Annotated in this window: 4 protein-coding genes; all 4 read left to right on the forward strand. The window is 51.4% G+C overall.

What is annotated here, in order from left to right:
- Positions 1 to 47: 47 nt before the first annotated feature.
- The gene (gene istA, locus DC28_RS07075; protein ID WP_156104573.1) at positions 48 to 1,295 is read left to right on the forward strand and encodes an IS21 family transposase; all 1,248 of its coding nucleotides are present in this window, start codon (positions 48 to 50) and stop codon (positions 1,293 to 1,295) included.
- A 161-nt stretch (positions 1,296 to 1,456) separates the two neighbouring features.
- Positions 1,457 to 1,756 carry a transposase gene (locus DC28_RS07080; protein ID WP_037547279.1) on the forward strand — a complete coding sequence of 100 codons (300 nt, stop codon included), beginning with the start codon at positions 1,457 to 1,459 and terminating at the stop codon, positions 1,754 to 1,756.
- Positions 1,756 to 2,598, forward strand: a complete 843-nt coding sequence (locus tag DC28_RS07085) for an IS3 family transposase (RefSeq protein ID WP_037547281.1) — start codon at positions 1,756 to 1,758, stop codon at positions 2,596 to 2,598. Before DC28_RS07080 ends, DC28_RS07085 begins: the two co-directional genes overlap by 1 nt.
- Positions 2,599 to 2,653: 55 nt before the next feature.
- Positions 2,654 to 3,314, forward strand: a 661-nt coding sequence (istB, locus tag DC28_RS07090; RefSeq protein WP_052078588.1) for an IS21-like element helper ATPase IstB, incomplete at its 3' end; no start/stop codon positions are given.

Consider the following 3,314-nt stretch of genomic DNA (forward strand, 5'->3'; position numbering starts at 1 on the left):
CGGCGCGTAAATTTACGACCCGATACTTCTGTAAAGGAGGTATCCGGGTGGGAAAGTTACAAGCTAATCAGAAGGAGTTTTGTATGCTGGGTCTTGATCTGGATATCAGTAATACCGAATTAGCGCGCCGCTTCGGGGTTACAGAAGGAACGATCCGCTACCATCGGAAGAAGGGAAAAGGCGTTGACGGCCGGTCGACACGGTATTCTGGAGTATCTGTATTCAACCGCCAAATCGAAATATGGATTCAACAGAATGATCAACGCGAGCCGTCAAAGCGCCACACCGTACGTTCGCTGTACAGCGGTTTAAGGAAGTTTCATAACTTTGCCTTATCCTATGATGCTTTACGGCGTTATCTCAAGAAACATTACCCCGAAGTCATAGCAAAACAGTACCGAATGCGTATGGAGACCCCGCCGGGGAAGCTCATGCAGGTGGATTGGAAGGAGTCGGTACGTGTACAAGTCGGGGCTCCGGAGAACTGGGTTACCATCAATGTGCTGATTATTCAGCTCGCGTTTTCACGTATGCCGGCGATGGTGTTGAGAGTCAAAAAGGATACTCAGTCATTCCTGAGTGCGCATCATGAAGCGGTCAGCATGCTCGGCGGGATTGCCGAGTTTGTTCGCCCCGACTGTATGGCGACTGCTGTGAAACTGTGGAAGGGCCGGAAGTCGCAGATGAATCAGGACTACATGGAGTATCTGGAAAGCTTGGGAACACAGGCGTTTCCCGCTCGTCCGGGTATGCCCCAAGACAAGGGAAAGGTTGAACGGCGAATCCAGGATCTCTTTCGGGACATCGACTTCAACACCACGATTTTCAGGAGTCTTCGCGAAGCTCAGGAGTTCTTCAATGAGCTGCTCGCCGAACGAGTGGCTCGGTGGAGCTGTCCGGCTACTGGCACAAGCATTCTTGAGGCTTACGAATACGAAAAGCAGTTTCTTCAGGATGTCTCAGACGCGCCTCGGATTCATCTCGACTCGGCTTCAACCACGGTTTCAACTGAGTCTCTGGTGTACTTCAGAGGCAACTGGTACCAGGTCCCCGAAGGGCATGAGGGCAAGTCGGTCCGAGTCATCAACACTGGAACGGAAATTGAGGTCTACTGCGAAGGCACGGTGATTCAAACTCACGAATACTATCCCGGGGTGAAGAATATGATCCGGCTTAGCCGGGAGGCCATCACGCTGTCTACCAGGCCGATGAGTGACCTGACTCGACAATGGGGTCTGGAGGTCGCCGAACGCCAGATGGACCATTACCAGAAAATAGTGGGAGGAACCAGATGAGTTTGGATGTGATCATTCGAAAAATGGAGTACCTGAAATTCCAGCATACGCCGGCCATTCTTCAGGAGCTAACTATAATGAGCCCAAGAATTCAGACAGTCTGACAGGGCGGTTTATCGAATATTCTTACCACCCAAAGACAAAGATGGTAGGATATAGATATGCGTAAGAGCTATGACACAGCCTTCAAAGTGAAGGTAGCCATTGAGGCAACGAAGGAGCAAGAGACGCTCCAGGAACTCGCTACCCGATTTGAGGTCAGTCCCGGACAGATTTCCCAGTGGAAGAGGCAACTCCTTGAGGGAGCTGGAGAGCTGTTTGAACGGCCTCACAAGAAACAAAAGCGAGAGCGAGACACCGAGGCCGACCGGGAACGGTTGCTCCAGACCGTAGGGAAACTCACCGTAGAGAACGAGTTTCTAAAAAAAAAGTACAAGGAACTGTACGGGAGCGAGTTCTGATGATCGAAGCTGATCACAAGAAACACTCGATTGCAGAGCAATGCCGCGTGCTGAACCTCAATCGCTCGGCGTACTACTACGAGTGCTCAGACCGGCGCAACGACGCCGACCTGGAGGATCTCAAGCTGATTCTTGCAGTGCTTGGTGAAAAAGCTTTTTATGGTTACCGGAAGATCACCAGGGAACTGAGGAACACGCATCGGCATCTGACAAGTAAGCGGGTGCGGCGGATCATGCATCAGTTTGGGCTACGGGCGATTTACCCTAAGCTCAACCTAAGCAGTCCTCGTAAGGGACATAAGAAATACCCGTATTTGTTGCGTGGTAAGGAAATACAATACCCCAACCAGGTGTGGGCAACTGATGTGACATACCTGCGGCTTCCCGGTGGTTTCGTGTATCTGACGGCAGTCATGGATCTGTTTTCTCGGAAGGTGCTCTCATGGCGGTTGTCAAATTCCATGGATGCCACCTTCTGTGTTGCGGCGGTGCGTGAAGCGATTGATCGCTACGGTGTGCCGGCCATCTTTAATACCGACCAAGGCTCTCAGTTCACCAGTGACGCCTTCATTAATGTGCTGAAGGAGCACCACATTGAGATCAGCATGGATGGTAAAGGCCGGGCACTGGACAATGTATACGTGGAGCGGCTGTGGCGATCACTGAAGTACGAGGACATCTACCTGAACTCGTACGAAACCTTTGCTGAGCTTCAGCGGGGAGTGAACCGCTACTTCCAGTTTTACAACACTGAACGGTTCCACCAGGGACTGGATTATGCAACTCCAGAAATGATGCACCAGTCGTTTGTATTGGAAGACCCCCTGCCGTTGGCAGGGTAGCAATAATCGGGGGGAAGGAAATTTCTTAAACCGGCAGTAAATTCTGTCTTGACGGTTGGGCCCATTTCAAACCGACTCTGCGATTCGAGAAAAGCAGAATCCGTTAGAGTTCTTTGAGAGGGTGCTGTCGGTGGAGATGGATGCCCGGGAGGAGCGACGGATTGCCACCTCGATGAAGATCTCCGGTCTGCCCAAGGGACTGTACCTGGAGAACTTCGACTACATGTTTCAACCGTCGGTGGAAAAACACAAGGTGGACTTTCTCGCCACCTGCGATTTCATCAGGCAGAAGGAAAACCTTCTGTTCTTCGGTCCTCCGGGGGTGGGCAAGACCCATCTGGCAACTGGCCTTGCTGTTAAAGCAGTTGAGCTGGGCTATAGCGTGATTTACTATACCGTCGAAGAACTGCTCTCCCAGTTGAAGCGACGAAGTGATACCCCTATTTCCCGACAACGCCGCCAAGCATACAGTAAAAATGCACTGGTGGTTCTGGATGAGCTTGGGTACCAGGCGATGGATCGTCAGGAAACTCACCTATTCTTTCAGTTTGTAAACCTTCGCTACCAGAAGGGATCCGTCATCATTACCAGCAACCGGTCAGTCAAAGACTGGGCAACCATCTTCGCCAACGACCACATGGCGACTACTGCAATTTTAGACCGGTTATTCCACCGCTCACACATCTTCAACATTGATGGCAACAGCTATCGTCTGA

Source organism: Spirochaeta lutea (genome assembly GCF_000758165.1).
GTDB lineage: Bacteria > Spirochaetota > Spirochaetia > DSM-27196 > Salinispiraceae > Spirochaeta_D > Spirochaeta_D lutea.